At 48.1% G+C, this 26026-nt stretch carries 19 protein-coding genes; 9 read left to right on the top strand and 10 right to left on the bottom strand.

Annotation, left to right across the window (positions count from 1 at the left end; all coding sequences use genetic code 11):
• Positions 1 to 120: 120 nt before the first annotated feature.
• The 4 genes from N836_RS61755 (at position 121) to N836_RS61750 (ending at position 5907) form a co-directional block, all read left to right on the top strand.
• Positions 121 to 2280 carry a DUF11 domain-containing protein gene (locus N836_RS61755; RefSeq protein ID WP_081716938.1) on the top strand — a complete coding sequence of 720 codons (2160 nt, stop codon included), beginning with the start codon at positions 121 to 123 and terminating at the stop codon, positions 2278 to 2280.
• Positions 2281 to 2289: 9 nt separating this feature from the next.
• Complete coding sequence (locus N836_RS77180) at positions 2290 to 2616, top strand: transposase (RefSeq protein ID WP_200867453.1); 327 nt, start codon at positions 2290 to 2292, stop codon at positions 2614 to 2616.
• 24 nt (positions 2617 to 2640) lie between these two features.
• Complete coding sequence (locus N836_RS77175) at positions 2641 to 2898, top strand: transposase (RefSeq protein WP_200867452.1); 258 nt, start codon at positions 2641 to 2643, stop codon at positions 2896 to 2898.
• Positions 2899 to 3021: 123 nt separating this feature from the next.
• A complete protein-coding gene (locus N836_RS61750; RefSeq protein WP_161635010.1) occupies positions 3022 to 5907 on the top strand; it encodes a beta strand repeat-containing protein in 2886 nt (961 codons plus the stop codon).
• Between the two features lie 22 nt (positions 5908 to 5929).
• On the opposite strand, the gene N836_RS77170 is transcribed toward N836_RS61750, so the two are convergent.
• A complete protein-coding gene (locus N836_RS77170) occupies positions 5930 to 6073 on the bottom strand; it encodes a hypothetical protein (protein WP_023074834.1) in 144 nt (47 codons plus the stop codon).
• The gene (locus tag N836_RS77165) at positions 6074 to 6235 is read right to left on the bottom strand and encodes a hypothetical protein (RefSeq protein WP_023074833.1); all 162 of its coding nucleotides are present in this window, start codon (positions 6233 to 6235) and stop codon (positions 6074 to 6076) included.
• A 320-nt stretch (positions 6236 to 6555) separates the two neighbouring features.
• Between N836_RS77165 and N836_RS61745 the strand changes: the two genes are divergently transcribed.
• From N836_RS61745 to N836_RS61730, 4 genes are all read left to right on the top strand, one after another.
• Positions 6556 to 8217 (top strand): hypothetical protein, encoded by a 1662-nt coding sequence (locus tag N836_RS61745; RefSeq protein ID WP_023074831.1) that lies wholly within the window; start codon positions 6556 to 6558, stop codon positions 8215 to 8217.
• A 487-nt stretch (positions 8218 to 8704) separates the two neighbouring features.
• Positions 8705 to 14254, top strand: a complete 5550-nt coding sequence (locus tag N836_RS61740; protein WP_031293566.1) for an SdrD B-like domain-containing protein — start codon at positions 8705 to 8707, stop codon at positions 14252 to 14254.
• 188 nt (positions 14255 to 14442) lie between these two features.
• Positions 14443 to 14769, top strand: coding sequence for a hypothetical protein (locus N836_RS61735; RefSeq protein WP_023074829.1), 327 nt, complete (start codon positions 14443 to 14445; stop codon positions 14767 to 14769).
• A 483-nt stretch (positions 14770 to 15252) separates the two neighbouring features.
• Positions 15253 to 16986 (top strand): SdrD B-like domain-containing protein, encoded by a 1734-nt coding sequence (locus tag N836_RS61730; protein WP_031293564.1) that lies wholly within the window; start codon positions 15253 to 15255, stop codon positions 16984 to 16986.
• Between the two features lie 92 nt (positions 16987 to 17078).
• Here N836_RS61730 and N836_RS61725 read toward each other — a convergent pair whose 3' ends face one another.
• The 6 genes from N836_RS61725 to N836_RS61700 form a co-directional block, all read right to left on the bottom strand.
• Positions 17079 to 18176: a substrate-binding domain-containing protein gene (locus N836_RS61725; protein WP_023074827.1), complete on the bottom strand. Its 1098-nt coding sequence runs from the start codon at positions 18174 to 18176 to the stop codon at positions 17079 to 17081.
• 44 nt (positions 18177 to 18220) lie between these two features.
• The gene (locus N836_RS61720; protein ID WP_023074826.1) at positions 18221 to 18940 is read right to left on the bottom strand and encodes a hypothetical protein; all 720 of its coding nucleotides are present in this window, start codon (positions 18938 to 18940) and stop codon (positions 18221 to 18223) included.
• 8 nt (positions 18941 to 18948) lie between these two features.
• Positions 18949 to 20664 (bottom strand): extracellular solute-binding protein, encoded by a 1716-nt coding sequence (locus N836_RS61715; protein ID WP_235071140.1) that lies wholly within the window; start codon positions 20662 to 20664, stop codon positions 18949 to 18951.
• A 122-nt stretch (positions 20665 to 20786) separates the two neighbouring features.
• Positions 20787 to 20978: a CPXCG motif-containing cysteine-rich protein gene (locus tag N836_RS61710; protein ID WP_023074824.1), complete on the bottom strand. Its 192-nt coding sequence runs from the start codon at positions 20976 to 20978 to the stop codon at positions 20787 to 20789.
• A gap of 87 nt (positions 20979 to 21065) precedes the next feature.
• Positions 21066 to 22412, bottom strand: a complete 1347-nt coding sequence (locus N836_RS61705; protein WP_023074823.1) for an MFS transporter — start codon at positions 22410 to 22412, stop codon at positions 21066 to 21068.
• A 160-nt stretch (positions 22413 to 22572) separates the two neighbouring features.
• Positions 22573 to 23043, bottom strand: a complete 471-nt coding sequence (locus N836_RS61700; protein WP_023074822.1) for a hypothetical protein — start codon at positions 23041 to 23043, stop codon at positions 22573 to 22575.
• Positions 23044 to 23342: 299 nt separating this feature from the next.
• Here N836_RS61700 and N836_RS61695 point away from each other — a divergent pair, with 299 nt between their 5' ends.
• Positions 23343 to 23615: a hypothetical protein gene (locus N836_RS61695; RefSeq protein WP_023074821.1), complete on the top strand. Its 273-nt coding sequence runs from the start codon at positions 23343 to 23345 to the stop codon at positions 23613 to 23615.
• 84 nt (positions 23616 to 23699) lie between these two features.
• Here the strand turns inward: N836_RS61695 and N836_RS61690 are convergent, their stop codons facing one another.
• Both N836_RS61690 and N836_RS61685 read right to left on the bottom strand, forming a co-directional pair.
• Positions 23700 to 25334 (bottom strand): alpha-D-glucose phosphate-specific phosphoglucomutase, encoded by a 1635-nt coding sequence (locus N836_RS61690; RefSeq protein ID WP_023074820.1) that lies wholly within the window; start codon positions 25332 to 25334, stop codon positions 23700 to 23702.
• Between the two features lie 141 nt (positions 25335 to 25475).
• Positions 25476 to 25970, bottom strand: a complete 495-nt coding sequence (locus N836_RS61685; protein ID WP_023074819.1) for a sterol desaturase family protein — start codon at positions 25968 to 25970, stop codon at positions 25476 to 25478.
• Positions 25971 to 26026 lie beyond the last annotated feature (56 nt).

The raw sequence follows: 26026 nt of genomic DNA, 5'->3' as shown, positions 1-26026 counted from the left end.
ACTTAATCTACTGACTGTGAATAACTCAAGCATTAATTATTTACTGGTTCTAACAACTCTGAACTTGTTATTCCAGGATGACGCTATGCGTCTAGGATATACCGAGGAGATTTTTAGCCAATGTCACATTCTGTTCTTAAATATTTATCCCCAAGCACTTCGGTTAAATTAACCGCTAGTTTATTTCTCCTGATGGTCGGTATTCCTACCCAGGCCCTTGCCAATCCCTCGTATCCTAATTTTGACCAGCGCTACAATACTGAACTATCTGGCAATATTGAAGCGATTGGTAATGCGTCAGTGATTTGCGATCGCAACAACGCCTCCTGTGCAGATGGTCTTGCCAACGGCACAAGAGGCAATAATAATGGCGGCTTAGCCATGCAGATGCTGGATATCGATAGTGATGGCTCCACCTTTAACTCCAGTGCAGCAGAATTAAATATTCCTGCCGGGGCAAATGTGCAGTTTGCAGCTCTTTATTGGGGGGGCAGTCTGGAAGGATTTGGCACAACTCCAGCTCCTAACCTGACTGGATTTAACCAAGTGTCACTGCAAATTCCGGGCAGCGGTACCTATCAAACAATTACTGCTGACGATCAAAACGACCGTACTGACTTTGGTTCCTGGCATACCTACGGAGCTTTCGCAGACATTACAACTCTAATTCAAGGGGCAGGTAATGGCACCTATACTGTCGCAAACGTTCAATCTAATACGGGTGCAGGATTTACCTATCCCAATGCAGGTTGGTCGATTGTAGTGGTCTATGAAGATTCGACTCAACCAATTCGTAATATCTCTATCTTCGATGGCCACGATGTGGTTCGTAACAGTCTTAAAACATTTAACTTAACTGGTATCCGAACTCCACCTACTACAGGGTTTGATGTTTTTATGGGGGCCATTGCTAACGATGGAGAAGTGGACCAACCAGATGATTTCCTGCATATCAACAATAACAATATTACGGATAGCCTGAATCCAGCCAATAACTTCTTCAATGGCACAATTTCTAAATTTGGTAACCATGTGACTAGCCGAACACCCAATGACCCCTACAACATGGTCATTGATATTGACTATTTAGATCTGACTATCTGGAACCAAACGAATAATGTAATTCCCACCAATGCCACAAGTATTGACCTGACCTTGGAAAGTCAAGGAGATGGTATCTGGCCTCTCGCCTATTTCTTTGCTGTAGAGGTGTTTGAGCCCAATTTGGTCACCCAGTTTGAGAAAACAACTCCCTCAACAACCTACACCACAGGCGATACGATTCCTTACACCATTTCGGTGACCAATACGGGGAATGACAATTCGACAAATACGGTGATTACGGATGTGATTCCGACGGGAACTACGTTTGTGCCGGGGTCTTTGAAGATTGATGGTGTAGCGAAAACTGATGGTTCCGGGGATGACGAAGCAGAATTTGATGGCAGTAATGTGATCTTTCGTGTGGGGACGGGGGCTAATGCATCCCAGGGAGGCCAGGTCAATATTAACGACACGGTGACGATGACTTTTGATGTCACGGTGACGGCGACAGCAGGGAAATTGGTCTGTAACCAGGCGAGCATTGATTATACCGGGGCGACCAGTGGTAATGCGAGTTCGGGGGTGTCGGATGATCCGAATACGTCAGCGGTGGATGATTGTACTGAGATTACGACGACAGCAGTATCAACTAATCCAGATGTTGCTCTTGTTAAACGGATCACCGCCATCAATGGGCAAACTACCAATCCCAATGACAGTAAAGACTTAACTCAGGTTGTCAACGATGGTGTTGCAGATTCTGCCGATGATGAGGACAACTGGCCCGCTAGCTATTTAGTGGGCGAACTCGATGCCGGATTAGTCCAGCCCGGTGATGAGATTGAATACACCGTATACTTTCTCAATGCCGGTAGTGGTGCAGCGGAAGATGTGAGAATCTGTGACTGGATTCAGCCGAACCAGAGTTTTGTTACTGGCCAGTATGGCGGCAACGATATTGAACTAGTCATTGACGGCACCACTTATAATCTCACTGACGATAGTGATACGGTCACCGACCGAGGCGAGGTGACTACGGTGGGTAGTTTGCCTGCCACACCCACCTGTAATCTCTCTTCGTTTAGTACTAGCGCTAGCGATGAAGTGGTAGTGGTGGATATTACGGGAACAATGGGCGATCCAACCGGGTTGACCACATTCCCGAATACCACTGGACAAGGGACTCCCACCAATGCCTATGGGTATTTCCGGTTTACCACCAAGGTAGATGAATAGGAGATCCTGGTGATGTTAACGATGGCTTATCGCAACAGATTTAAGGGTACCTCCATGCGTTTACCGCAGAGGGACTATAGACGAGCAGGTGGTTATTTTTTGACCCTATGCACCAAAAAACGGGAGTGTTTTTTCGGTGATGTGGTGGATGGTGTTATGGAATTTTCAGCTATTGGTCATATGGCAAAACGGTGTTGGCAAGAGATTCCTGACCATTGTGAGAATGTGCGAATTGATGAATACGTAGTGATGCCCAATCACCTCCACGGAATTTTGATAATTGAACGTCGTTTGGATAATCCTCTTGTAGAGACCTTCCATGGAAGGTCTCTATAAGAGGGGTCGTCGTTGTCTCAGAAGATGTCCGCGATTTCCCCAAAACGAGGTTCCTTAGGTGCCATCGTACGGTCCTATAAATCTTCGGTAACGCGATGGTGTCGCCAAAATGGGTATTCTCGGTTTGCATGGCAATCTCGATTCTACGAACACATCATTCGTGCCGATGGATCAATTGATTATATTCGGCGATATATCGTCAAAAATCCGAGCAATTGGGGACGCGATCGCAATCATCCCCGCAAATTATTGCCCCCAATAAAATCTCCCCCAATAACGTAATCCGCCCCAACGATCCCTTTGTAGAGACCTTCCATGGAAGGTCTCTACAAAGGGATCGAGGACGATTATCCGTATTACAAAAAATTCCAATTTTCGGTATTACACAAAATTTGGTTATTGAAAATGTCTAACCGTCGCCTTTCACCCAATCAATCAAAACCAAACCGCCGTCAGTTAACCAATCGGGCACGGACTATTATCGCCGCCATATTGTTGTCGGGAGGCGTATTGTCACCGGGGATGATGGCCTGGGCCAATAGTCCTGCCCCAGGGACCATTATTCGGAACCAGGCGACAGGTAGTTTTGTTGATCCGAGTGATAGTAGCACCCAGACCATTATCTCCAATGAAGTACAGGTGGAAGTGGCTGAGGTAGCAGGTATCACTGTGGTCAGCAATGGTTATAACGAACCCACTGACGGCACCGTCAATGAAGGCGATACGGTATATGTAGACTTTGTAATCACCAATGTGGGTAACGATCCTACCCAGTTTGTACTTCCGGGCTCTGCTTCAGTGACCAATGGCACTCAGGCAGGAAATATTCAGATTATTGAGTATGATGCCGATGGAACAGGGGCAGGGATTGCGGTTGATCTGACGGGCAACAATGTTACGGTGCCCGGTGGGGGTGATACCACTGGTAATTTGTTAAGTGGTGTGGTCAGTGCCAATAATGGTTCCATTCCGGCTGGAGGCAGTATTACGGTACGGGTACCGGTAACGGCAGGGACAGCCGGTCTTGATTTAACGGTTAACCTGGGGGATACAGCGGCGACAGATGGCCAGAATGAGACCTATGTGACAGGCACAAATGATGTGTATACTCAGGATAATTCGGGTACAGACAATGGTGATACGGCAGGTGCACCGATTAACAATGAGCGAGAAGCTGAGAATAGTTTAACGGTTGCGATCTCATCTGCTTCAGTCGAATACAGTATTTCTGGCCAGGTCCGTAATGACACCGATAATGACGGCGACCTCAACGATGCCGACAGCGGCATTAGCGGCGTTACCGTTGCCCTCTATGACGATCCCGAAGGCGATGGCGATCCTACTGGCAGTACCGAGCTAACCACCACCACCACCGACGGCAGCGGCAACTATAGTTTTACAGATCTAGCTCCCGGCAACTACATTGTTATCGAAACCGACCCCAACGGCTACACCAGCACCAACGACAGCGACAGCTTCAACAACAATCGTATCGCTGTTAATCTCACGAATGCTGACGTTACAGGCAATGACTTTCTCGATAGCAACACCCCACTCCCCTCGCCACCGCCACTCTCTTGTGCGCTTAGTAGCACCTATGACTTTACCTGGGGTGCAGGCGGTGCCGTCTGGAATATCGATGATACTTTTAATACTTATACGAATGTGGCAGGGAGCGGTGTTGATGTCACCCTTGAGCTACTGGATCCATCCAATCAGAATATTGATACAGGTAATCTTGGTGCGAGTGCAATTTATACTCGTACCGATGGTGCTTATGGCTTGGGTTATTTAACCTGGGCCATGACGGCCCAAAATTCCAATCAAGAAGTTTCATTTGTATTCACGTTTTCCAAACCTATTGTGATTGATGACTTTCAAATCATTGATGTCGATGGTACGGGCTATGGTGCTGGTGGCGGTGTACCAGAACCAGGTGGTTCTTTCCAAGATGAAATCGCAGCCTCAGCCAGCTTAAATGGTAGTGATGTCCCCATTTCTGTGCAGCCAGAAACAGCTGGCACCATGACAATTACTGGCCAAACAGCTAAAGGCTCATATCGTCCTGGCATCAATGACAATTTGTCGCATCTTGACTCGCGAGGGCATATGGTGATGGCTACCTCCGCAGCAGTTAATAGCCTCAGACTCGATTATTCCAATGGTCCAGACGATGCTAATCCAGTTCCCAATGGAGATGGTACAGGCATCAGTGACGACCATGCGATCGCTATCGATCAGGTTTTTCGATTTTGTACAGCTCCGACCCAAACTATTAGTGGCCAAGTGCGAGAAGATATCGATAACGATGGCGACCTAAATGATGCCGATAGTGGCATTGATACAGTCACTGTGCAACTCTTTACCGATCCCAATGGCGACGGTGACCCCAGCGACGGTACCTTAGTGGATACTCAAATCACAAACGGAAGTGGTAACTTCAGTTTCACCAATGTTGATGCGGGTGACTACATAATTGTTGAAACCAACTCTGCCGGGTTTGATAGCACTGCTGACAGTGCCGGAGATAACGATGATCGTATTCCAGTTTCTGTCACTAATACAGATAGCACAGGACACATCTTTTTAGATACCGCTATGCCTATCGTGAGCGATCCTGACGTGTTGCTCGTTAAGCGGATTACGGCCCTTAACAATGATACTAATACCACCAATGGCCATAACCTTGCCATCTACATCGACCAAGATGACATCGTCTACCCCTACGACGACAACACTATTCCGCCCGTGAGCGATCCTAATAATCCGGCTTACGACGAAAACAATCCGGCTTTTGACCCGCGTGAGACTAACCAATGGCCAACGCCACTAAACACTAGTTTACGAGGCGGCATCGACGGTGGCGATGTCATGCCCAACGATGAGATTGAATACACCATTTACTTTCTCTCCTCTGGCAACACTACCGCAGAAAGCGTTCTCTTCTGCGACTATGTTCCCACATTTACCACCTTTATCCCCAACGCCTACACTGGCAACAGCCCCCAAGCCACCGGCGGCATTGGCGGAGCCGACCTCAGCATCGAACTCTACCGCAACGGCACCACCGACTACCATACCGGAGCCAACGACGGCGATAGTGCTACTTACTTCGCTCCTGGCGTTGACCCCGCCAACAGCTTCCCCGACATCGACTGCGACGGCGACGGCAATGGTAGCAATGCCAACCCCAACGGTGCCGTTGTTGTTAACCTGGGCGATTTACCCGATGCCACCACCGACGCCACCGGAGCCTACGGCCACGTGAAATTTAGAGCCCGAGTGAAGTAATCCCACCATGCTGAGTATTTTCTTATATGCTCCATAGGTAAATCGTTCTTTCCTGGGACAATTCAACCCGTTCAAAAATCTTGTCGTCCCAGCTCACCTGCGGATCGCGATTAAAACAAATCAAATGGGCTTCCTCTGCACCAGATTTATCCGCATAGTGAGCCATTTATACTAAACCATTAGCCACGGTGGCCCCCAAAGACCGATATAAAATCCTAAGCTCCAACACCACTCGCTGCACTGGCCCGAGAAACCCCTGCTCCTGATCCAAGGGCCATTCAATTAACAAATCGGTACGTTTACGTCCCAGACCATATTCTCTTGTCAATCTGTCACCCCCATTAAGAATACGTTGTAAAAACGCTTACAACAGGAGTTGAGGACCAGCCTCTTTATAATCAAATCGTTCGATCCAGACTTCATTATTTTCCCGGAAAAACTGTTGGAATGCTCTCAGTAGCTTAGGCATATCCAATCGTTTATCACTCTGGATATACCAATGATGCATAAATGCGTGGGTTGGTCACATCCCTTTAGTATAGATATCGCAAGGGATATTAACTTTCTCATCACATGAGAAAACTATGGATGGGCACCTTAATGAGAGCACTGGGATAACCAGGCATATTTTGTCAGGGTTGCACACAAATGAAATGTCAGTTACTCAGTTGGGGTATCAAACATTCCCTAATTGTCATAGTGTTGTTATCTCAAGGAACATTGATTGATCGTCCAGCTCGGTCAGATGCTCCAGCACCTGGCACCGTGCTTAAAAACCAAGCCACAGGGAGCTTTATTAACCCAGTTAACAACTCACAAGAGACACGGGCGAGTTCATCTGTTATGGTGACTACCGACTCAGACGGTTGCACCATCGGTAGCGGTACATCTGACCCTAGCATTATCACTTATATCAGCGATGAGGTCAGACGCAATGTCATTGTCACCCGCGATTTAGTAGACATCTTGGACGATAATTGGCGAACTGCGGTTGGTCAACCAACCGATCCTGCGTTAGAAAACTGGTTTGGAACCGCTAGTGTTCCTCAGGGTAGTGTTAACAATTTTAGCTATCACGATCCTGTCACCGACAATATAGTCAATGTCTCTATTGAGTTGGTACAGATTCCCATAGGGGGGACTGCATGCGCTGGAGAGCCTACGATTGCAGGCTCAAGTCCTACCCTCAGCAATAGTAGTTCTTTGCAAGGTGCAGCACCCCGTCCGGCCAGCCTTTATGAAAGTCATGACCAACCTCGATTTTGGAATGAGCCTCACGCTGGCGCTTTGAGTGATCTCAAACGCAATGCCGTCCTCCTATCATTTGACCAACCAGTTAGCTCGTTTGGCTTCTGGGTAGGAGACTTAGAAACTCGCACTGATGGCAACGGAACACCAGCAATTTTAAGGCTTCTGGATGCCTCGGATAATCGCATTGGCAACGATATTGAAATTGCGCCAAATTCTCTCTATGACGGTAACGAACCCGACCCAGAACTGGTTGTTCAAAGCCTGTGTGGCGGCACAGCCAATAACGAACCAGGCTGTGGTAACCAATCAACTCGCTGGATTGGCTTTGTTGACAATGGTGAAATCGAACGTATACAAAAAGTCATACTCATTGTCGGCGATGATGACAGTGCAGCAGGCAACAACAATGCCGATAGCGAACACCTCAGTTTTATCGGTGCTAATGTTGTCAGACCACCTGAAGTACTCATCGTCAAACGGATTACGGCTATCAATGGCAACCGCACGATTAACTTAAACGACAACACGCCTCTCAACACTGAAGTCAATGACAATATCGCTAATTCCGCTGATGATAACAGGAACTGGCCTACAGATTATCTGATTGGTGCGATTAATGCAGGCTTAGTAAAGCCCGGCGATGAGATTGAATATACGATATATTTTATCAATGCTGGGGGCAGGGAGGCTATGAATGTAAGGCTCTGCGACTGGATACAGCCTAACCAGAATTTTGTTACTGGGCTGTATGGAGCTTCTGAACCCAACCTATATGATGGCAAAGACATCGCACTTGATATTAGTGGTAGCACCTATCAGTTAACCGCTACGAACGATGCAACTGATAGGGCAGAATTAACAACTGTAGGTAGCTTGTCTGCAAATCCTACTTGTAATCTATCTGACGACACTGCTCCCAACGACAATGTATTGGTGTTGGATGTTACTGGAACAATCGGTGAACCCACTGGGTTAACTACATTGCCTAGTATAGCTGGACAAGATTTGCCTAGCAACGCTTTTGGTTTCTTTCGATTTACGACCCAAGTAGTTGAATAGCCGAGCCAGTAGAATTAACGTTTTTTCACCTAACGCTTGATTGCAAATTATTTGTCAATAGCAAAAACTCTTAATACATCAGCTCCGGCATAATACAGGTTCATAACTTTGACGAAAAATACGCATGGTTGCTGAGAGAATCAAAGTTTTTTTGTGTACCCTAGCGTTATTAGATGGGATTACTTTAAACTCACACGAATTGGAATAGTTACAACAACTTTTCTGGGTAAAACATCTCAACTCGTGTGAAGTTATTCCATTAGCAGATGGACTTTGATTATTCTCAATAGGAGAAGAATTAGCTTACTGCATATGCCGTTCCTGCTCAGGTCAGTCATCTACCATGCAAATTCCATTTCTATCTCTAAATTCCTTGGGGATTCATCATCGTTTCACAAAGAAAGAAAACAGTTTCCCTAACTCTAGAAAAGGCTACTATTTTTTGTCTTCTCGCAATTACTTGTTAGCCACGTTGGGGCTTGCAAGTATGATGGGTGGAATATTTGCAACAACAGCAACAGCAGAGGTGACAACATTTGGAGTAAGTGTTAGAAGTGATGGTACTGCAAACTTCTCGGGACCTGATCCAACCTACCCTGGCTTTAGTAATGCGGGGAATGATGCTAATGATGAGAATGGGATTGTGCGGACCTATGATACTGTCACCTATCGGGTTAACTATGCCACCGATACTCAGCCCAATGGAAGTACGACGATCACAGTCACCATTGGCGATGATTATCATTTGTGGGAAGAGAATCAAAGTTCATGTCTTGGGAGTGTGTCAGTTAGTAGCGATCGTAAAACCCTCACCTGTACTGAAACCCTACCCACTTCAACCACCGGTTTCTTTGACTTTACAGCCGCTGTTTTAGGCACCGCTCCTCATGGTGCAGACCTGGCAGTAAACGCTAACCTCACCTCTAGTGCCGGTAGTCTCTCTACAGGTCCCACCCAGGTCAAAGTCTCCGCCACACCGCGAATGGATCTGGCTCTTGATGACTACGGTCCTCCTCGTCAGATCGGTCTAGTAAATGGACCGACAGGAGAAGAAGGGTTAGTTTATGCATGGCCCCTGGCAATTGTTGCGCCCAAAGGAAGTGAAATCCTGGGCGATGCTGATCCGAGTACCCCAGGTAATCAAATTATCATCACCAATGTGGTCAGTAGCATTTCCTCCAATGCCCGGTTATATGACTGGGGTGGACGACTGGGCTGTGAGCCTAACACAACGGATAATGGTATTAATGGTGCCTGGGCCAAAGAGATGCCCCTGGGTTCCCTGACAATTGCTGGGGCAGGGCAAGAAGCCAATGCAGTTGCCGACTCTGGCACCTGGAACTGTAACCAAAGTGGCGGTGCGGGTACCGATATTACTATCACTATCACGGATGCCGACCTGTCTGGTCAACATCGCCCCATCTTGGATGCTAATGGTGGGACTCTCAATGCTAATGAAACCCATCTAGTTGCCGGAATCATCCAAATTTGGATACCTACCAGTGATTTTCCGACGGGGCAAAATCGGCTAACGGTTACCAACTATTATGACTTTCTCGATACCCCCAGCATTAACAACCAGCCCAACGTGGAACCAGATCAGGGAGGCCATGTAACTGTTCCCATTAGCGACAGTGATAACGTCAATAATGATCGCACATTCAGCTTGCAGCGACCGCTGGGAAGTCTGTCTCAAGACAAATATTACCGCACTCCCTACAGCGGCGGTAACTTCAATAACAACAGTGTGTTGTATCCCATGACGGATATTGAGACCGGTGATGGTGTGGTGCTACCAGGTCAGGTCTTTGGTAGCTATTTCACCAGTAATAACAACGGTGTTGGTGATTTGACCAATGTGATCCTGTGCGACAAGTTTGATAACCGTACCCAAATTTTGGCCCCCAATCCCACCAGTGGTGAATATGTCGAACTCCGCACGAACGGTGACCGCCTCAACGAGTCAGAGGTGATTATTGAATATGGTGTAGGAGGTGACACAGCAACAGATAGCTACTACGGTGCGGAGACCGCCGCACTTGATGATGTGACTCGATTTTTAGCGCAGCACGACGCCACCTGTGACGATAGTGATGCCATCTGGTACAGCGAAACCGACCTGGCCAACAATCCCAGCTTGATTCCGCAAGTGACGCGGGTGCGGGTTCAGCCAACTAGCGGTGTCTTGCCAGAAGGCTTTCGCATCGATGCGGTGCTACACTTACAAGCACTCAATATCGATCCAGTCACAGGAGTACAGATCCCCGATCCGACCATTCTGGCAAATCTTGTTACCTCGCGGTCCGACGAAACCAATAGCGGCGGTTGGAATCTCGGGTCCTATAACCCGGTGGATCATAGCGGCAATGATGATGGCGATCGCCTCCGGCTTACCCGCGCTGTTGTCCGCATTGATAAAAGCACCGATGACCCCACCAATGGTACTGAAGCGGATGATTCTGTCAACACGGTGAGAGCGACAGAAAATATTACCTTTGCCCTGGAGCCCACCCTCACAGCGTTAATCAACGATGTTTCTACCGCTGAGATTGTGGTGACTGATACCTTGCCAACAGAACTTCGTTACATCACCGGATCAGCCAACATTCCCCCTGACAGCGTGATCGAAAATGGGGATGGCACTATGACTCTGTCCTGGAACTTAGGCGATTATGCCCCTAATGTACCGATTCCGACGATCACCTTCGAAGCTAAGGCGGGGTTTGATATTGTCGGTGGCACCAGTATTGCCAACCAAGCATCTATTGCTGCTCTAGATGATACTGGTTCGGACCTTGACTCCTCTCCTTTAGAGTCGCGTACCGATATCCGTTCGGTTACTATCATCAACAATGCAGCATTTACCATTTTCAAAGAGGCGGTCACACCAGAAATAGAGCCAGGAGAAGATATTGTTTATGATCTGTATCTGGCCAACCTCAGTGAAGATATTGATGTAACAGCAGGATCTGAATTTATCGATATTCTTCCTTATGAGGGCGATGGCTCTATTCGAGATGCGTTTGATGGTGTGGGTACTCCGCCCACAGATTACACAGCTACACCTATCTTTAAGACTATTCAGGATGTAGATAATGTGGGTTTTACCTTCCAGTTCACTCACGATAGTCCCAACAATATCAGTGATAATCCAGCGACTCAAAATAGCAGTACGATCTGGTGTACGCCTGCCGAAGTTACCAGTGGAGCAGCAGATTGTCCTGCGATCGACTATTCTGATGTCACTGCAGTCTTGATCACAGCACCTGCGATGAATGCAGGGGAGCCAACGCGGCGATTGCGACTAACAATGTCATCCACAGGGAGTCTCGGCAGTGACGTTTATACCAATAATTTCAAGGGCACTCCTAACCATCCTAGTCTAGGCTTTATTCCCTCTGTAGATGCTACCGTGAGAACTCGTGCTAGCACATTTGCATCCCTGGGAGGTCAGGTGTGGGACGATACTAACTTTAATGGCATTCAGGACGATGGAGAATCGGGGTATGACAATGTCGTTGTTCACCTGATTACCCCCGATGATGGCACTATTCAAGCGACCCAAACTATCAGCAGCGGCGGATTTTACAACTTTATCGATTTAGCCCCCAATGATTATCGAGTGCAGGTTGAGCTGCCCAATAGCTATCGCTTTACTCGACGTAATCGAGGCAATGATGACGAGCTTGACTCTGATGTTAATCCGGTCACAGGGAAGACTGCCAGAATTACCCTAACCGCAGGCAATAACATTGATAACCTGGATGCAGGCATCTTACTCGATACTGATGATGACGCCATTCCAGATGTGATAGATGGTACAGGTGATCGAGATGGCGATGGTGTCCCCAATTATCAAGATGCCGACCCTGCCGGGTATTTCTATGACGAAGCTACGGGTGAGATGATTCCGGGGGGGCAGATCAGCGTCAGCGGTCCAGGGGCAATTAACCTGACCCATGATGGCAGCGCTACTGGCTTTTATGAATGGTTTATTGATGGGACTGCTGGCACCTACACCATGGCAGTCACCCCACCGCCGGGATATGAACTAAGCAACACCTGCTTAAAGCAAGACCCACCACCATTTGACCCCACGGGCGGTGTTGACCCCACAGTTTTAGGGAATTATGAGGATACGGGCAGTGCTGGTTTCCTGACAGGCAATAACTGTACAATCTTTTACTTGTCCTTTAATTTAGACGCGGGCGATCCCTTTGTTATCAATAACAACATTCCCCTCAAACAGTCATCGACGACAACTTCTGGATCTACCTTTGCCTGCAATACCTCTGCCTATTCAATCATCAACAGTCCATCAGAATTCGGTATCTTTGACCCAACCACCTTAAGCTTTAACTCAATTAATACCGCCACAGCCCCCAACTTTGATCCCCCCATCGAAGTCAATGGCTTAGCCTATAACATTTTGGATAACTACCTCTATGGTGTTGTCGTCAATCCTCTAGGTGAGTCTAGCTTTCAATGGCGTGAGATTGTGCGCATCAGTGCCGATGGGACCCTTGAAGGGTTAGGCCGAGCCACCTTAGTGAGCAATCCATCCGTTGAATTAAATACCCCCGCCTGGTGGAATGGCACCATGGATGGCCGTGGCCGATACTACAACATGGCAGATGGTAACACTTTGCGTATCGTGAACATCGGCAACGCTCCTGCCAATGGTACCCTGACCTATGATACTGTTGCTATCACGGGCTTGCCCGACTTCCCCGCTGACCTGAACTTCAACCCGGTGGATGGTCAACTATATGCCATCAAAGATGGCAATCTCTACCGCATTCCACCAACGGGAGGAGCTGCCACTGTTGTTACAACTACAGGTGATCCCCTACCCTTTAACTCAGGAGGCTCCTGGGCCACCAGCAGTGGCATCAGCTACTTCTATAAAAATGTGGCTGGTGGTGATAATGCCCTCTTCGCCATTGACCTGACCCAGTCTCCCGCCGTTGTGCACCGAGTGGGACCAGTGGTGATCAATGATAAATTTGATGCCACCTCCTGTACTCCGCCTGCTATTACCAAAAATGTTGAACCTGAGATCGCGTTTCCTGGTGATACGGTTACCTATACCTACGTGTTATATAACGGCCATGGCACCGACATTTTTATTGATTTTGAGGATGTCCTCACGGACCCCAATATTACTTTTGATACCAACAGTCTAAGTGTTGCATCCCCTGGTGATGGCACCGTCACCACATTTAATGACACTGAACTGAGCATCAGCAGCATTAACATCCCTAACGGTGTGGATAACATTACCAACAGTGTAACTTTCACAGTAAATGCCGTTGTTGATAACAATGCTCCAGTGGGCAACATTGATAACCAGGCATCCCTCTCCTTCGGTGCACAAACCTTCCCCAGCGACGACCCTGACTCACCTCCCATTGATGACCCGACCACCTTTACAGTCGTGTCGAGTGACCCTGATGTGTTATTGGTGAAACGAATTACGGCCATCAATGGCGATCGCACCAAAAATCCCAACGACAATACCACCCTCAATGGGATAGTCAACGATAATGTTACAAATTCGGCTGATGACATGAGTAACTGGCCAAATGGTTATCTGCTAGGTGAACTTGATGCAGGATTGGTCAACCCTGGTGACGAGATTGAATACACAGTGTATTTTCTCAACGCAGGTGGCACCACAGCCGAAACCGTGAGGATCTGTGACTGGATTCAGCCGAATCAGAGTTTTGTTACTGGACTTTATGGTGGTAACGACATTGAGCTAGTTATCGGCAGCACCACCTACAATCTCACTGATGATAGCGATGCCACAACTGTTGATCGAGGCGAGGTGACCACGGTGGGCAATCTACCTGCGGTACCGACATGTAATCTCTCTGGGTTCAGCACATCCGCCACCGATGAAGTGGTGGTGGTCGATATCACCGGCACAACAGGTGATCCAACCGGGTTGGCCACATTACCTAACACCACCGGGCAAGGGACACCCACCAATGCCTATGGCTATTTTCGGTTTACCACCAAGGTGAATGAATAAGCAATTTGATTGTTACCAATGACGTCGTTGTAGGGACGTTCTATAGAGTGCCCCTACAACACAAATCAGTATTGTCCTGACATTGCAAGAGTTACTACAATAACAAGCCATATTCTCAAGGGGTTTCACCGAAGTCAAAGCAGCAACTGTACAGACATCATAGGGTCTGAAAGGAAGAATAGCTATCTATGTCTTTGTTGCCATCATATCTAGCAAACCTTAGCCAGACACCTATAAGGCAGGCAGTTTTTTCTTTGATTATATCCAGTGGCATTTTGGTCTGTGGAGCACCGGCATTAGCCAACAGCAATGACAAGCCAATCATTCTGATTGAGAGTCAGGCAGTGGGAAGTTTTATAGAAAACGTTGATAATGATGTGCAGCGGATTGAGTCTAATGTAGTTGATGATGTGGAGTTAGAAGATGTTGCAACAAACGACTCAACGTCTTCAGAGCGTACCAACTTAAACCATAATCAGGCAAGAGATACATTGAGAGAAATGTTCAATAGATAGAACAGTTTCCAGTTGAGATGAATGCATTTTAGCAATGTAAGTGAGTGTCGGCAAGCATAAGATCATAGCTTTGGGCCTTGGTGGATCATGCTAGTAAAATCACGTATTTAGCACCATCTTAAATCCAGGTTTATGGACAAAAAAAAGAATAGGCTGATTAGATATATGTGAAAAGCTTTGAGCATCAACAAAGCTTAAATATCAAAGCATTTAGATTAAGTTTTCTCTGTTCTTTTCAGTATTTTAGGTCAAGTATTTTAGTAAATTTTCCGAGAGATTATCGGTGGTCTTTGAGGCAAGCTAAGAAAATCAAGGCAAGTATTTTTTTATACAGTGTTTTCATCATTACTTGAGCGTCTCGTCGCTCTAAATCCTCACAGGGTCAGAGTTCGGAAACAGCTTGCAGAACAGCCTTTGCCGCTAGTCAGTTTGATTCAACAACGGTTGTTGGGTGCACCCTCAAAAAAAATACGCAATGGGAAAATGGTCGCTGCCCATTCTTTGGCACTGGCAACGAGTATTGCGGCTACGTTAATGACAGCCTTACCGGCTCAAGCAGATAGTCTACCTGCAGAGGCATTGCCGAATAGTTCACCTCAGGCTCCTCTCTCTTTGAGCTGTCACGATATGGTATTTGGCGACTTTGTGCCTGACCGTGAGCCTTTTGGTATGACCGGGGGAAATAATGCCAAGCCTAAGTATTCTGTAGATACGGTATGGACAGCAACGGCCCCTAATGGAACTACGGCCACGATGCGTACTGTTGCAATTAACAACAACAGTGGCAAGTTTATAGCCACTGGCCATGATCCAGATGTATTTTTTATTGAGTTTACCGATCCAAGAACAGGGAATAGAACTCCCAGGTTAACAGAGCGTGAAGGCGACCCTGGCGATAGCTGGGTTCTGGAAGTTGAATACAATCGCCCCATTGGTAGTGCTCGTATCCTGGCGGGGGATATTGACAGTCAGTACGTTAACAATAATATCCGGTTTAGAGACATCCTTGAAGTTGAAAGCTTTTTAGGTGGGACATCCATTAGCTCTACCAATACCTATGTTGGGTCTATCCTGGTGGAGAGTATCTCGGGTAATAAGCACATATTCACGGATGATTCATCATCAACAGATAATTCGAATTCCTCTAATACCCAGGGATTGGGTCCCAACCCATCAGAAGACGCAACTAGTAGTCGAATTGTCGTTGATTATCAAAATACGTTTATTGATACTACCCAAATCACCTATGCAGTGGGTGAATCCCTGGATGGGGGAGCTACTCAGGCTATTTTTATGACCTCTGGTATGGCAGCGGGCTGTCATATTGGTGGTAATGCCTTTGAGGACACGAGTCGAGATGACTTGCTGAGCAGTGGTGAGCGCGGACTAGATGAGGTAACTGTCACACTCTATAAAGATGACGGCGATAATATTTTAGAAACCCATGGTGACGATTTACGGATTGAGGTTAAGGAAACGCAAAATGGCGGAGAGTATTTATTTACTAACCTGGCGGAGAATACAAATTACTGGGTAGATATTGATGAAACCGATGGGGATCTGGGGGGATTGACCTATGGTGGGGGAGATGCGGAGTCGTCTCAAATAAATCCGCGCCAGGCAACACTTTTGACAACAGATATTTTGAATATCAACTTTCCATTTGACCCGGCGGGAAATGCTCAAATGGCCTTAGTTAAAAGAATTACGGCTATCAATCGGGGACAGGCTGATGAACAGGTATTTGACGACACCTATATAGATGTGGGTAGCCCCGATGATGACGATAATGCAGCCGAGTGGCCAGCTAACTATCTGAGTGGAGTTGTAGGTGGTATCAGCGTGCAGCCAGGGGATGAGATTGAGTACACGATTTATTTTCTCTCTAACGGTAGTACTGTAGCGCAGGATTTTCGACTGTGCGATCGCATTCCCGACCATCTCACCTTTACTGACGATGCATTTGATGCCGATACCGGGATTATGCTAGGACGCGCTAGCGGAAATCAATCTTTGACCAACACTGAGGATCTGGATATTGGCGCTTATATTGCTAATAATAACGATTCTCTGACCTACTGCCGTTACGATTTGACCCAAGGCAGTCAGACTCAAAACAATGGTTTCATCATTGTCAATGTGGGGGATGTCCCTTCTGCCTCAATTGACCCAACAGGAGCGTATGGATTTGTTCGGTTTAAGGCTAAAGTGAATTAGAGTTGGTTAATAGTGTTGCCAAAGCATCGTGACACATCTTCCTTATCAAAAAGGTGATTTCACCAGTTCTTTAATTCCTAATAGTACCAAGCTCAGTTAACTCGTTGCCACTGACGGATAACCTCTTCAACCACAGAACGATTGGGTGGAGTGTTGACTCGCCCCGTTGGCTCCGTCATTGCTCCAGGAATATTTTGGCTCCAAGGGCTATTGGGTACCGAGTTAATATCGACCTGTGCATTCATAGGACGAAAGCCATGCTGCACAAATACAGCTTGCTGTTCTGGCTCCACCAAAAAGTCGATAAATGCGCGAGCAGCTTTAGCTTCGCCATCACTGACATCACGTCGCACAATGGCAGCGGTGGAAATAGTCTCAATGGTCGGATCTAGGTAAAGGATTTGATAGGGCTGGCCTTGGGTAGCACTGGACTGTTCCCAGCGGTGGAGAGCAATACTCTCATATACGGTGGCAATGTCGGCATCGTTGGGACCGCGAGTAATAAACTCTTGCAATAGAATGTCCGTAGACCTAGGCGGCTGATAAACAGATCGTTTTACCAAACCAAATAATGTTTGAACATTGTTTTTGCTAAAATCGCCAGTATTGAGACTGTTGCTATTAGCCTCAGATTGTGACCATAAACTCATCGTCAGCTGACCACTGTTAGAGCGAGTAGGGTCAGTCGTTACAAAATCAAAACTGCCCCAAGCAGCATTGCCACCAATTTTGTCCCAATTGCTACCAGCCATGGCATCTTCTAACCGTTGCCACTGAAACTCGCCATCAGGGAACAGTGCTTTGGCTCGCTCTGGCCAGGAGACAGCAACTAGCATTGTCTTAGCAATGGGCTGGGGTGTTTCATAAAAGGGTTCATCACCATATTGTGCCTGCCAGCGTTGGCTCAGCTCATCTAACAGTTGGCCATTGGCAGGAATCAGAACTGTGGGTTCAAAGTCGTTTTTGTCATCAATATATTTGTTGACAATATCTTGGGAACCTTGGAATTCAAGATTGATTTGAATCGAAGGATTCTGTTGTTCAAAACGAGTTTCGAGAAGTTTAAGAGGTTCTTGAAGTTCGCTGCCGCTAACAATGGTGATGGATTGATTAACGCCGGGGAGAGGGGCGTAGGCGAGACCGGCAGAGGCGACGATGATGGCAAGGGAGGTAACGGGTTTGGTGACCATGATGAGAAAAATGGGGAATGGGAATAATTTGGAATGGATGAAAATCAGGCAATTAAGACATCGACATTTTCTTGGAAGCCCTTGAATTCATCGCTAAGCTCTCGTAGTTCATCGGCGGCGACAGCATTGGTGAGATCAGCGGTGCGAAGTTTGTTTTGCAATTGTTGGAGCACCCCTCCTGATTCGGCAATTAAAGTAGACAAGTTAGCCAGCTGAGCTTGACGAGCATCTTCACCATGTTGGGCCAGGGCAATATTGCGCTTCAGACTGTTGGCAAGTTTGCCCCATTGTTCCTGGGCGATGCCCTTGCTATTGCGAACTTTAACCTCGGCTTGTTTGAGTTGGCGTTGTAGTTCGTCAACCGACAACAGGGCGTCTTTACCTTCTAGGCGGAAGGCAAGCTGATCAATTTTTTGGGGGAGTTCTTGCGTGCGATCGCACGCATACTGCACCACCCCTAGCAACTCAATCTGGTCGCTATCAGTCAGTAATCGAGTCGCCTCCTCATTTAACTCATTCGCCCGTGTACCTAAAGCAACAGCCTGCTGCCGCACCTGTTGAAACTCCCGATTAATAGATTTGTTGGCCAACTCAACCTTATCGGGTTCGCGAGACTTTAGGACAGCGGCACCAGCCGTGGCAATAATCACCGCACCGGGTATTACAACAACAGCAGGCAAACGGCCCAAACGCACACCACCTACCAGAAAAATGCCTCCTGCCAGCACCGCCAACGGATACTGCAATGGATTGGCTAGCTTCATCAGTGCTCCTAAAATTCGACTTGTAGATCGGCCATCAACTGGGCAATGGTCGCCGGATCACCCTTACGATAGTAACCTCCATTCAGCTGAGCAATCTGCTCTAGAGCCTGGGGGTTAAAGTCCCCTTCTTTGCCATAGCCCACCGTGAAGAAAGCAATACGCTGGTCTGATGAAAACCCGCTGCGAGAGAGTTCTTGTTCCAGTTGATCCAGACTAATCCCCGATTCCGAATCTTCACCATCGGTCAAAATTAGTACTGCATTGATGGCATTTTGCCTCAGGTTAGCGGAGAGCCAATTGCGCGCTGCCAATGCCGAATCGTAGAGACGAGTACCCCCATCAGCCCTTAACCCAGCAATAAACTGTAACCCCCGCGACTTACCCTCGGGTGTGCCATCCACCAGCACCGGCTGACGAATATCACTATCGAAATCAATCAAGGCCACCTGGTCTTTAGGCCCCAGAGCATCAACGTAAGTTTTGAGGGTATTTTGAACCGCTGGTAGTTTGTTGCCGTCCATCGAACCTGAGGTATCGACCACCACCACCACGAGAGAAGACTTCTTAGCCACCTGACTCCAGGTAGTCAACATCGCCTCAGCCACCTCTGGCACAGGCGGTCGGTAGGAATCATAACTGGCCTGGGGGTCGACACCAAAATCAGGGCTGAACTTAGGTCCTAGAGCAACTCCGGGCGCGCCTGGTCGCAGGCCCAAATTCGTAGCGATTTGCTGCGCTGGCGGAGATTGCAGATATTCCAAAATCTGATCAGCCGCTGCTTTTTCTTGGTCGCTGACCCATGGCGCATTGGGCACAATGCCCCGCATATTGGAGGTAAAGGTGGATTTGGGATACACCGCTTCATAACGGGTGCCACCAGGGGGCAAATTAGTATTAGCCGCAATCACCGATGACTCGTATACCGAGCCAATGGAAGCCCAGAAGGGTCCATTCTCCACCATAGACTTGGCCAGGGTAGAGGTGGACTTACCGTAGCGGGTAATTTTGCTCTGAATCTCTTGTACCTTTGCCTGGTGCTGTTGCACATCTGCCACTGTCAACTCTTCAGGACGTTTACCTGACACTGACGCGAACTGGGATACCAAGGTTTGCAGCCCGGAATTGGAACGAGTAGGCGCGGTATGGACATAGTAAATTGGCTGCTCTGGGCTACTAGGGTCCAAATCTTGATGGGTTTTGGCAGTGACTAGCTGCGCAAACAGATCGTCAACGTTACGCAGACCAGACGCCAGATCCGCTGGCACCATAAACACCATGGGACTATTAGCTAACAGTGGTGCATCAGTAATAGCCGGGATATAGTCTTGGCCAGGGTAAAGCTGATCCATGCGATAGATCAGCTGGTTCTGATAAATCTCACCGTCTACAGAAAGAATTGTGGGAAAGTCTGGAGTCTCAGCGGTGAGTGCCCCCTGTTGAAATTGCTGAGCTAAGGCAATGGTACGCTCCACAACATCGCCGCTACCCGCTGCCTCGCAGGTCATATAAAATGCGTCACCACTCTCCAGCTGCGGATTGGTCTGATTGAACTGAACTGCTGCTTCATCACAGAACTGATGTAAGGCACTCCCCACCAGCAGCTTTACTTCAAACCCACGACCGCTGTTGGAACTTGTGCCACTGGAATCTATGCTGCTGTTACAGCTGGCTAGCAATAAAGCGCTGACTAAAGAACTGGAAATAACGCGAACAAAGTTTTTCAAGCGGTTCTCCATAGCTGTCAATGTGACATTGTTAATAGCTACACAACAATTGATTTAAATTCGGATTTATCCCACTCACTGGGCGGGTACGCACAAACGTTCAGTAATTTCCTCACACGCTATTAACGGTCTTCACAATCGGTCTGGATATCTACCTCCAGGGTCTCTTCGTCAATGGTGATGTAAAGAATGTTCGGGCGACAACATACTTGACAATCTTCAACATATTGCTGGGTAAGACCACTACTGATGTCGATAAAGGTGGTGTTGGGTTCGCCGCAGTAGGCGCAATAATAGTCGGCAGTGGTTTGCATAGATGTCGTAGGGGAATAAGGATCAATTTTGTAGAGACGTTCTATAGAACGTCTCTACAAAATTTGGTGTAAACGAACCTAATTACGTTAAGGTTGTTTGCGGTTGCGTTCTAGTTGTAGGCGAATCCGATGGTGGGCGCGACGGGTGAGGGGATAGCGATAGACACAATAGATACCGCCACAAATTAATAGGCTGGGCAGGGCGCTGGCTAGGAGTCGAATAATTAACAGGCGACCATCGGGTCCGGTTTGTCCGGCCCAGTCGAGCATCCAGCCGGAGAGAAAAATTGCGATCGCCACCCCTACTTTTTGCAAAAACACCATCAGGCTAATAAAGATACCCTCCTGGCGCTCCCCTGTACGCAGTTCTTCATCGTCAATCACATCAGGTAGCATGGCAAACGGCACCAGATAAAAGGTGGATAACCCAGCCCCAATGACTACACCAATCAAGTACATTACGACTATCTGACCGGGCTGTACCAGCCCTAAAATGCAAACACCGATCAGCGCCAATGGGGCTCCTGCGTAATAAACCGTCTGCTTGCTGGTACGTTTGGTGACCCAAAGCCAAAACGGTATCATCGCCACTGAGCTACCCTGAACTGCTATTGCCATTTGGGTAAAATGCTGCTCGCCCAGATGCATCCATTCAGTCACAAAAAAAGGCAGCATCGCCGCTGTTACCTGGACTCCAACCCAGGAGCATAGATATAACCCCATAACCCAGCGAAATGCTCGATTTGCAAATACTTTGCGTAGTTGGCGGCCCATGGGGTGGGGGGATAATTCCGGCTGCTGACGCATTACGGGTCGATATTGGCCATAAGTGCCAACGACACACACAGCAATGGTTACCACAATCACGATGGCACTCACCCCACCCAAAATCATGTACTGACGGCGGGTGTTTTCAACCAGGGCAAAAATAATCTGAGCCATTACTAACCCAACAACAGAACCAATAATATTGGCGGCTGAGCGCACGGACATGATGCTGGTGCGTTCGTCGTAGTCGGGGGTGAGTTCGGTGGCGATCGCCACCATCGGCAAAATAATCACCGAAAACGCCGCATAGCCTCCCACAGCCATCAGCACGTAGTAGACAAACAAACTGGCCTGTGACTGTAGAGGCGGCACAATCCACAGCATAAATGTAAAAAATCCTAGGGGTAATGCCCCTAGGACTAACCATGGATAGCGACGTCCCCAACGAGTCTGGGTGCGATCGCTTAACCAACCAATAATCGGATCATTGACGGCATCCCATACCCGCCCAATCAGCAATACTGTACCGGCTAGCGTGGGCGATAGCCCCACCACCTCGGTCAGGAAAAACAGTAGATAAAAAATCGCTAAACCAATGGGAATAGCTGTTCCTAATTCGCCAACACCATAGGCAAATTTAGTTTGGAAAGACAAGCGGGTAGACATAGGACAGACAGTGACGCTCGGTATTTCACAATACCGAACAGCGCCGTCGGCTGAATAGTATTGCTACAACTAACATTGAGCCCAACTAATTCTCTACTGCCTGGCAATCCAATCCCAGTGTCTACCCAAGGTGATTCAAACCCTTAGCCAATCGGCCAGTCTAGAACAACCAGTTGACCGACGCTGCAACTTCCGCATCCGTATCGTTAGATTTGAAAATTAGGTTACCCTCTACATTTAGAATCAGACGATCACTGAGAGCCATATCAAGGCCACCAGTAATCATCGGGTCAAAGTCGCTACTATCGAAGTTATAGGCAAAACCACCGCCCCCAAAGACCAAGAACTGCTCTTCCAAAGGTAAATCAAAGGAAACGGGCAAACGGCTTTCAAAGTCATCGCCAACTAATAGCGCCGGTCTCACAGACACACTACCCTGCTCAAACGAGACAACTTCAAGCTTAGAATCAATCACCGCCGCTGTATCGTCGTTAAGCCCTGCCCGTACGCCCACACCAATATAATTCTCAATCCCACTTTCAGCCGAGGGCAGAGCTAAAGCTGGAGCCGCGATCGCACAGATACCCACCCATGCAGCAGTCAGAGGCTTAATCAAAGCACTAACGTTCATAGTCTTAATAAATAGAGTTATGTATACGTGAAATAACCTATATCCATTGGGATTCAGGCTATTCGACACTCTACAACAACGGTCTGTCTCGCATTGAAAGCCACTGATGTATTTGAGATGGTCTTTATAAAAGTCTGTCCAAAATATTTTTTGCGATAAGTACCGATCCCAAAAAGAACCTGCTTAAATGGGGATCAAAAGAATTTTTACTGTGGATGCTAGCGGTTAGCCTGCTAGTGCGTAATGCTGGCTATTAAAGCCCGTTTCATCAACGTTGTTTACACCAACAGGAACGCATCATGACCGTTGAAACCTTAAATTACATGATGAACTACGTCATTGAGGGATGGGCGATTATGAGCGCTACCTATTTGGGCGTAGGGTTTACGATGTCCTTTTGGACACGGGCCCAAAATGGATTGAAGGCCAAGGAGGCCGCTGCCGCCAGAGCCAAGGCTGAAGAGGTTAGTAATGCTGAGCGGGTCGCTGAGGTAACCGCAGTAGCCGAGAAATATGGCAAGAATGCGGATAAGCAGCAGGTTAAAAGCGGGGTAACAGTGCCGGGTCAGTAGATCCAGCGAGGGGTTGATCTACCCAGGAGGAGCCCCTCCCAGGATGGGAGAGTGCTCGGGGTCGTCTAGGTTGGTCGTCTAAGTTTAGGTGATCACTGTGGGTTCATCGAAACCAGTGAGTTCCTTAATTTTGGCAACTTCATCGGCCAGCTGAATCAGGGGCGCTAAAGCTTCCTGGGTATCGATGTTGTGCTTGGAGGTATCGGGTTCGTAGTTTTCGACGTAAAGGCGCAGGGTAGCTCCTTGAGTGCCGGTACCAGAAAGGCGAAACACAATGCGAGAACCGTCGGTAAAGCCAATGCGAATGCCTTGCTTTTGGCTAACGCTTTTGTCGATAGGGTCGGTATAGCTAAAGTCATCGGCGTAGGCCACGGTGTAGCTACCTAACGGCTGACCTTTGAGGGTGGATAGCTGCGATCGCAATCCCGCCATCAGCTCATTTGCCACATCCTTATCTACGCCTTCAAAGTCATGGCGACTGTAGTAATTACGTCCATAGGTAGCCCAGTGGTCTTTAACAATAGCTTCAACGGACTGACCTTTCACCGCCAGGATATTCAGCCAGAACAGCACTGCCCATAGACCGTCCTTCTCGCGAACGTGGTTAGAGCCGGTACCAAAGCTTTCTTCACCGCATAGTGTGGCTTGGTCAGCATCCAGCAGGTTACCAAAGAACTTCCACCCGGTGGGTGTTTCGTAGCAGTCGATGCCAAGTTTTTCAGCCACCCGGTCCACCGCCTGGCTGGTGGGCATGGAACGGGCCACACCGGCAACACCATCGCGATAGCCGGGGACCAGGGTAGCATTTGCAGCTAAGACAGCTAGACTATCGCTGGGGGTGACAAAGAAATTGCTACCGACGATCATATTGCGATCGCCATCACCGTCGGAGGCCGCTCCAAAGCTAGGGGGATGATCACCAAACATCACCTCCACCAGGTCATGGGCATAGACTAGATTGGGGTCAGGGTGTCCGCCACCGAAGTCTTCCAGGGGCTCACCGTTCTGCACGGTACCTTTGGGTGCCCCCAATAGCCCTTCAAAAATCGCCTTAGCATAGGGACCAGTCACCGCATGGAGCGAATCCATGCACATCTTAAAATTACCGGAGGTGAGCAGCTGACGGATTTGCTCAAAGTCAAACAGGGTCTCCATCAGCGCCGCATAGTCATTGACTGCATCGAGCACCTCAACGGTCATATTACCCAGGGACGTGGAACCCACTCGGTCCAGGTTGACATCTTCGGCTTCTAAAATTTTGTACTCATCAATGACCTTGCTACGCTCAAAAATGGCACTAGTCACCTTTTCTGGAGCGGGGCCACCATTGCCAATGTTGTACTTAATGCCAAAGTCCCCATCCGGGCCGCCGGGATTGTGACTAGCAGAAAGGATAATGCCGCCAAAGGCTTCATATTTACGAATAATGCAGGATACCGCTGGGGTAGAGAAAATACCCCCCTGCCCCACCAGGACTTTACCAAAGCCATTGGCGGCAGCCATTTTTAGAATGATTTGAATGGCTTGGCGATTGTAAAAGCGACCGTCTCCACCAACAACCAGTGTTTGTCCCTGGTAGCCATCCAAGCTATCAAATATGGATTGAACAAAATTCTCTAAATAATTGGGCTTTTGAAAAACAGCGACCTGTTTACGTAAACCGGATGTCCCCGGTTTTTGGTCTGAAAAAGGCGTTGTCGAAACCGTTTGGATGGTCATGATACTCCTTGCGCCGGCGAACCGATTCATCCTTAACCTTACAGGATGCGGCGGCGGCAATGTGTTTGCAGGATGTAGGAATCGCGGACTTGCTATGCCATGTAGGGACTGGGATGCCTATAGGGATCGTAAATGTGGGGACTAAGCCCACTGGCGTTTTAACTGACGCAGAAAGGTCAACCAATGCTGAGCAGGTTTACCGTAAAAGGTAAAGACATCTCCGTAAGCCAGATTTGCATTACGGTGGTGCAGCCGATGGCGTTCCGGGGTAGTGATACACAACCAGCGGCAGAGGAGCTTAACTAACTTTGGGGTGCGATAGGCGGGGTCAAACTGATGCCGCCAGATCACATGCAATTCAGCCAGCAAAAGACCAAGCACAGTTCCTAGAGGAGAAAGTGTCCACAGCAAAGGCACCCACATGAGATACGGTAACGCACCTAGAAAGCCTGGCAGCAGTGCTTGAGGACAGTGCTGGCGCAGGGCATAACTGACAAAACTACGGTTGGGGCTATGATGCACAATGCTGTGGTATCGGCCAAACACATGTTCGGGCACGTGGTAGATAAATGTAGCGACGAAATCCCCCAATAGCAGTAATAGCAGGGGAATACCCAGAAGTCTCAATAGTTCCATTGCTGATTGCCTCACAACTCCCCGGCAACCTAGCAGACCGAATTTAAAGTTTATTT

Source organism: Leptolyngbya sp. Heron Island J, from assembly GCF_000482245.1.
Lineage (GTDB): Bacteria > Cyanobacteriota > Cyanobacteriia > Phormidesmidales > Phormidesmidaceae > Leptothoe.
Note: the sequence above shows the minus strand (reverse complement) of the source record. Positions and strands in the feature narration are given on the sequence as shown.